Genomic DNA, 6,815 nt, shown 5'->3' with positions numbered 1-6,815 from the left:
TTTCCCAACCCCACTCTCTTCCTATGTGGACGGTATTTGGCACACTCTCGTCCCGTAACAAACACCCCCGCCGGGGGCGGCGGGCCCCCGACCCGGCCGCCGCACGGGAGGAATGTGGCAGTGCCGAGCAACGAACAACGCCGAGAGGCGGCGAAACGCAAGCTGGAACGCCAGCTCGCCAACCGGGCCGAACGCGCGCGTAAGCGTAAGCAACTCACCATCGCCGGATCCGCGCTCGGCGTGGTCGTGGTGATCGCCGCCGTGACCGGTGTGTATTTCCTGACCCGCGGTGGCGACTCCGACCAGTCGGCCCAGAACGCCTCGCAGACACCGGACGCGTCGCTGTCCAGTACTCCGGGCGCCGCGCCGCCCCCGCCGCCCGCCGCCAAACCGGCCACGGTGAACTGCAACTATCGTGACAGCGCCGAGCCGGCGGCCAAACCGGTACAGAAGCCGCGTGCCGAGGGAATCCAGACCGGCGACGGTAACGCCTCCCTGAGCATCAGCGTGGACAGCTCACAGGGCCCGATGGGCCTGACGCTGAACAACGCGCAGTCGCCGTGCACCGTGAACAGCTTTGCCAGCCTGGCCGGGCAGGGCTATTTCGATGGCACCACCTGCCACCGCCTCACCCAGGGCGAGGGCCTGAAGGTCCTGCAGTGCGGCGATCCGACCGGTACCGGCACCGGCGGTCCGGGCTACGAGTTCGACAACGAGTACCCCACCGACCAGTTCGCCCCGACGGACCCGGCCCTGCAGCAGCCGATCGGGTACCAGCGCGGGGTGCTGGCCATGGCGAATGCCGGGCCCGGGACCAACGGCAGCCAGTTCTTCATCGTCTACGGCGATTCGATGCTGCCGCCGAACTACACCATCTTCGGCACCGTGGACGAGGCCGGGCTCGGCACACTGGACAAGATCGCCGCCGCGGGCCAGGACGAATCCAACGGCCCCGGCGACGGTAAGCCCACCCAGCCGGTGAACCTGAACTCGGTCCGCATCGACTGAACCGGCGGGACCCGCTCACTCGACATCCCGCGACCCCGGCCGATGTGACGGCCGGGGTCGCGGCGCGTTTACCGCACACCGCTTTTACGCGATATATGCTGGTCGGCGATACGTTGCCGAGACCGTGCCCCTACTTCTCGGGTAACCTCGAAACAGGGCGTGCGCGTGACGAAGTCGCGGGGCGCCCGTCGCGTTCCGGGGCCCGGGCGCGGTTTGCGGGGTGTCGCGGCCGAACCATCCGGCCGGGAACGGTCCGCGGGTCGCGTGGCGGGCCCCGATCGGCCCGGGTCCGGTTCGCCGGCCCGGGGTCAGTACAGGCAGCCAATAGGGACCACCGCAGTATCGGGAGCAGCCATGTCCGAGGAACTGGACGACATCGGCCGGGAGACCGCGGCCATGATGAAGACGATGTTGCAGATCGCGACACTCGTCGCGCTCAAGGCCCGGGAACGCGGTCAGCGGGAAGCCGAGATGCGGGTCAAGATGACCGAGGCCCGGCAGAAAGAGGCCCGGGAGCTACAGATCCGCGAGGCCCGCGACGCCAAATCGAAGGACCCCCGCAACCTGGCACTGGCCCAGACCATTTCGCGGTCGGTGGCGGAAGTGAAACCGCCCGCGGTCGCCCAGAAGCGGGATACTCCGTATCGCGGCGTCCAACTGGAGAAGGACCGCTTCTCCATGAGTTCGTTCTCCACGGGTTCCGCCGCGGCGGGCGGCGCGGCCGAGTCCGTGGCCCACGACTCGGTGCAGCGGCGTCAGGCGTTGGCCGCGCACCTGGCACGCATCGGTATCGCGCCCGAACTCGCCGCCACGCGGATGCTGGTGGATATGGGGCAGGCCACCCCGCCGAGTGAGGCGGTACGCACCAAGCCCGACCGCGCGCCCGCGGTGGAGCGTGCCCTCGAACGGGAAAAGCTGGCCCGCGGCTTGGAACGCAGCCGGTAGCGCACCCATCCGATAGCGAAAACGCCCGTCCTCGGACGGGCGTTTTCGCTTGATTCGGGCAGTCAGCGAGAAAGCCGAAGATCACTTCCCACGGCCGGATCCATATGCGCGACGGCTTCCAGGTCGTCGGGTGGATCGCTGAACAATCCCTCGGGGGGTTTGCCCACCGGGAGCGGGATCAGCATATCTTTGTGCCCGTGGCGCACGCTGCAGTACTTGAACGGCCCCTTGGGATCGAGCAACACCTCCATATGCCTGTCCGCGTGTTCGAGGAACCATATGCTCATCCCGGTACGGCCGTCCTGGCGCAGGTGTTCCCAGGCACGCCAGAGCGCCTCCAGTCGCGCGAACGCCTCCGGGTGTTCCCACCATTCGGGGCACCAGACGGTATCGCTGAGATCACTGACCTGTCGGCTGTAGACATGGATGAGATACGAATGGACGAATTCTCCGACATTCTTGTATCTCGTCGCCTGCGGGTTCTGGGGAGTCTCGGTCACTGCGGTCGTACCTCCTGCCTCTCGTCCGGCCCGTCACCCGGTCCCGGCGGTGTACCACCGGAACCGAGTCCCGGTGGTGGGGGGATGTTTCCCGCTCCTGCGTCCGGCATCGGCGGCTCGATTCCCCGGCTCTTCTCCAGTATGGGGGCCTGTACGCCCCGATCCGTCTCCGTCGGCGCGCCGGCAGCCCCCACAGGTGCGGCCATCGCCGGTGCCGATGCGGCCGCGGCCGGGACGGACGCGGATTCCTTGCTCATCCGGGACGCACCCAGAACCGATTCCGAGACCCGGACCTTGCGTCCCGGATCGTGTTCGGTGATGGAGTTCCGCACCGCCGCCGCGTATTCGCTCTCCCACCAGGGCACGGTCCGCACCAGCACCGGTGGCGCGCCCGACGAGAACACGATGGCACGGCCCCGCGGGAGCGTGGAAAGGGCTTGTACGGTGAAGGTTTTCGAGGAGCCCAGGGAACGTGAATAGCTCTTGCCGCCCTTGGATTCGGACACCGAGGCCGAGATGGCGGAATGCTCGCCGATGGCCTCCGAGCGCTCGCGCAGGAAGTTCGCGTCGTCGACGCCGCTGCCGAGAATTTTGATATTGGCCGCCGACCACAGCGCGTTCATCCCGTCCTCGCCCCAGCAGCGCGCGCCCTGTGCCCACGACTGCAGCACGGTCATCACCACGATGCCGCGGGAACCGAAATGGCTGTACTGCTTGGGCAGATCCTTCCAGCGCACCACGTTGGCGGCCTCGTCCAGCACCGCGAGCAACGGAATCGGCAAGCGTCCGAAGGCCGATTGCGAGGCCCGCTGCATGGCCACATCGATCACGGCCTCGGTGAGCGCGCTCACCAGCGGAGCCGCCGATCCCCGGCCTTCGAGCGAGAGACTGTAGAGGGTGCCGTTGTTCTCGATGAACTCGTCTTCGATGAACTTCACCCGGTCCAGTTCGGTTTCGTTCTCAGGATCTTTCGGCGTCACCCATTTGTGCACATTGCGTAGCTTCAGGCACCGCACCATCTTCTTGGCGGTGCCGAAGATACCGCTGCGGGTCCGGGGGTCCGCGTTGTACTGGGCGGCCAGGCCCGAGGCCGAGAAATCGTGTCCCGCTTCACGCAGCAGCTGAATGGGCTCGATATTGCCCGGGTCGGTGACCCACTCCCAGATCTGGGTGATGGGTTTGCCCGCGATCGCGGCCGCGAGGAAGAGGCCGGCCAGCAGATCCTCGGCCTCCGGATCGAAGAAGGCGTCGTTGCGCGAATCCGAACCGCTGTCGCTGTCCGCGAAATGCCCTGCCAGCCGGGCTGCCCGCATTTCGCAGCCGTCCTTTTCCGCGTCCACCCAGGCCAGCGGATCCCAATACCACCGGGCCGGCTCGCCGGCTACGCCCTGCGGGTCGAAGACGAAGGTCCGGCTGCCCTTCGACTCCCGGACCTCCCGGGTCGCGTCGACGACATCGCGTTTGTTGGAGGTGGCCAGTACCGGGCCGATGGCGTTGAGAATCGCCGGGATGACCCGGGACGAGGACTTCCCCTGCCGCGGACCCCAGATATCGAGGTGCAGATCCTCATAGGAGCCGTAGAGCATCGTCCCGTCGGCGACGGCGACACCGATCGGCACCCCCGGCGCGTCGTCGTAGCCGAGTTTCACCCCGAGTTGCTGCGCCTTCTCCCGCACCCCCGCCTCGGTGAGCGCCGAGATGGCGCCGCCGTTACCCATCACATCGGCCTTGTCGTCGACCGCGAGCCGGCCCCGGGTGCGGATCGTGGTCGCGCGCCGCCGGTACAGCACGAAGGCGACCAGTGCGAGGACCACGGCGATCAGGATCACCGTGGTGCCGGTGGGCCAGCGCAGTTCCCCCTTGGCCATCCGCGCGATGATATCGATGGGATTGACCGGCATATCCTGCTTCTGCAGGGAGAGCATATTGCCCAGATGCAGCGCCACCCACAGGGTTCCCAGGAGGGCGCCGCCGACGTAGATCGCGATGAGGCTGAGATCCGGGCCGACCGCGGCCGGATCCTTCACCGGTTTCTTCTTCGCCATACCTGCCTCCTGAGTGGTCCCTGCCGGTACTCACCGGTATCCGTCGAGCCGCCAGCCCTGCGGCGTGCGCACCACGGTCGCGATCACCGTGGAGGGCGCCAGGGGCTCCTCGCGGCCGTCCGGATAGACGACGGTCTGTTCGATTCCGATCTTGAACTGCTGTACGGCCGGATCCGGTCCCGCCGGCGGCCGGTCGCCGGAGGCGAAGGTGAACGATTCGATCCGCGCGCCGGCGGCCGCCCATTCACCCCACCGCAGTGACACTCCCGGGGTGCCCGCGGTGTCCGCGGGCGCGTCCAGCACCCGGATCAGGCTGGGCCCCAGCCATCTCCGGGCCCGCTCCAGCGACGCGCCCGGCACCTCGCTCGCGGGATCCCAGCGGTAGATCTCCCGCAACGCCGCTACCGCGACTCCGTCGGCGGTGGCCGGATCCGGAGCCGGAACGGCCTCCAGCCGCCGGACGGTGGTGGTGGCCGGTCCGGTCACCGCGCCCGGATCATCACCACCACCGCAGCCGCTCAGCACCGTGATGCCCACCATCAGCGCCACCACCAGTCCCGCACCAGCACTCGTCTTCTCATTCCAGGCTAACCGCCCGGACGACCGGTCCGGCGCCGATCCGCGCGTGTTCACAGCACCCTCCTCGCCCGGGCGTCACCGGGTACCGCCGTCTCCGCCACGCCCCCGGCGGCCGCGGCGGTCTCCGCGGGCGCCGCGTGGATCATCTGCCCGTTCCCGGTGTAGATACCCACGTGCGCGGGTCCGCGGGGACCGAAATCGGTGAATACCAGGTCGCCCGGCCGCATCTGGGCCACCGGGACCTCGGCACCGGCCTCCCACTGCTGTTCGGCGGTGCGCGGCAACGTGACCGCGCCCGAGGACGCGGCGAAAACCGCCGCCGCGGTCAGGCCCGGGCCGTCGAGCCCGCCGGAAGTGGGCCCCTGTGGCCCACCGCCGCCCCACACATACGGTGTGCCCAGCCATTCGTGCGCGGCCTGTACGACCTGGTCGCCCGCGGCGCCCTCGGCGTCGGGGCTGAATCGTCCGGCGGCACCGGGATCGCGGTACTCCGCCTCCATGGACAGGATGTTCGTGACATAGGGCTGGGTCTCGGAATAGTGCGCGGGAAACTGGTTCGGCATCCCGCCCGAGGCGAGGACGGCGCCCTCGCCCGCGTTGTAGGCGGCCAGCGTCAGCGCGACCACCTCACCCTGGACCCGGCCCTCGGCGATCCATCCGCTCACCTTTCCCGCGATGGCGCACATGTATCTGCCCTGGCCGACGATCGCGTCACCGTCGTCCCAGACGCTGGCGACACCGTTGCCGTCCGCGTCGATGACATACGGCTGTCCGTCGTCCGGGTTGATACTCGCGGCGGTCCCGGGCAGGAACTGCGCGAGACCCTGCGCACCGGCCGGTGAGGTGAGACCGCGCCGGAATCCCGACTCCTGTCGGCCCTGCGCGGCCAGCAGCGACGGGGTGACCTCCGGGCACAGCGACCCCGCGCGCCGGTACCAGATCTCCAGCTCCGGCGGCACCTTCCCGCCCGCCAGGGCGCCGCCGGGGGTACCGAACCCGCGGACGCACTGCGGGTCGACCGAATACGCGCGGGCGCCCCCCAGGTCGGGGGTCGGCGCGCCGTCGAGCCACGGCATCGGGTCGATCTGGCGGCCGCCGGTGAACCGGCCACCGGGTACCACCTCGAAATGCAGATGCGGACCGCTGGATTCACCGGCCGAACCCACCGCGCCGATATGCTGCCCGGCCTGCACGCTCTGCCCCACCCGCACCAGCACACCGTGGTCCCACATATGCCCGTAGACCGTGGAGAAGGCGCGGCCGTTGCCGGGGTCCACCGAATCGACCACGATCCAGTTCCCGAAGCCGGAGGCCGGCCCCGCGGCCACCACCACGCCGTCGGCCACCGCGAAGATGGGGGTGCCGTCGGGCGCGGCCAGGTCGATGCCCTTGTGCCCGCCGCCGCGGGAGCCGAAGACATCGGATACCGAATAGGTTCCGGCGGCCATCGGCCAGCTGCGTTCGAGCGGGCCCGCGCCCGCCGCCAGCGACGGGGTGGCGGTGGCGGCCGGGTTGGCCGTCGAGGGCGCGGGCATCCCGCTCGCCGCGGGCCCGGCTGCGCGCGGATCTCCCGGCGGGTACCCGCCCAGCGGCGGCAGCGTCGACTGTCCGGGGGTCAGCACCGATCCGCCTTCGCAGGGGTCGTCGACCGCGGGCATGACGATGACCAGCACCACCGTCAGCAGACCGATCACCAGGCCGAGGGTCGTCCACAGCACCGATTTCGCGTTCACCGCCG

General features: G+C 69.3%; 6 protein-coding genes. 2 read left to right on the top strand and 4 right to left on the bottom strand.

Features of this window, described 5'->3' with window-relative positions:
- Positions 1 to 120: 120 nt before the first annotated feature.
- Both ACWDU1_RS08570 and ACWDU1_RS08565 read left to right on the top strand, forming a co-directional pair.
- Positions 121 to 1,008, top strand: a complete 888-nt coding sequence (locus ACWDU1_RS08570) for a peptidylprolyl isomerase (RefSeq protein WP_449996806.1) — start codon at positions 121 to 123, stop codon at positions 1,006 to 1,008.
- A 354-nt stretch (positions 1,009 to 1,362) separates the two neighbouring features.
- The gene (locus ACWDU1_RS08565; RefSeq protein ID WP_449996805.1) at positions 1,363 to 1,953 is read left to right on the top strand and encodes a hypothetical protein; all 591 of its coding nucleotides are present in this window, start codon (positions 1,363 to 1,365) and stop codon (positions 1,951 to 1,953) included.
- Between the two features lie 62 nt (positions 1,954 to 2,015).
- Here the strand turns inward: ACWDU1_RS08565 and ACWDU1_RS08560 are convergent, their stop codons facing one another.
- The 4 genes from ACWDU1_RS08560 to ACWDU1_RS08545 are packed head-to-tail and all read right to left on the bottom strand — an operon-like array spanning position 2,016 to position 6,810.
- Complete coding sequence (locus ACWDU1_RS08560; RefSeq protein ID WP_449996803.1) at positions 2,016 to 2,453, bottom strand: DUF4913 domain-containing protein; 438 nt, start codon at positions 2,451 to 2,453, stop codon at positions 2,016 to 2,018.
- Positions 2,450 to 4,498: a type IV secretory system conjugative DNA transfer family protein gene (locus ACWDU1_RS08555; RefSeq protein ID WP_449996802.1), complete on the bottom strand. Its 2,049-nt coding sequence runs from the start codon at positions 4,496 to 4,498 to the stop codon at positions 2,450 to 2,452. The genes ACWDU1_RS08560 and ACWDU1_RS08555 overlap by 4 nt, the downstream gene beginning before the upstream one ends.
- A gap of 30 nt (positions 4,499 to 4,528) precedes the next feature.
- Positions 4,529 to 5,131, bottom strand: a complete 603-nt coding sequence (locus tag ACWDU1_RS08550) for a hypothetical protein (protein ID WP_449996800.1) — start codon at positions 5,129 to 5,131, stop codon at positions 4,529 to 4,531.
- Positions 5,128 to 6,810, bottom strand: coding sequence for a peptidoglycan DD-metalloendopeptidase family protein (locus ACWDU1_RS08545; protein WP_449996798.1), 1,683 nt, complete (start codon positions 6,808 to 6,810; stop codon positions 5,128 to 5,130). Before ACWDU1_RS08545 ends, ACWDU1_RS08550 begins: the two co-directional genes overlap by 4 nt.
- Positions 6,811 to 6,815: the final 5 nt, after the last annotated feature.

The organism is Nocardia sp. NPDC003345, from assembly GCF_053589395.1.
This window is presented reverse-complemented; position numbering and strand designations above follow the sequence as displayed.

Coding starts and splice junctions, on each gene's coding strand:
- ACWDU1_RS08565 (WP_449996805.1), top strand. CDS start 1,363: ATGTCCGAGGAACTGGACGACATCGGCCGGGAGACCGCGGCCATGATG.
- ACWDU1_RS08555 (WP_449996802.1), bottom strand. CDS start 4,498: ATGGCGAAGAAGAAACCGGTGAAGGATCCGGCCGCGGTCGGCCCGGAT.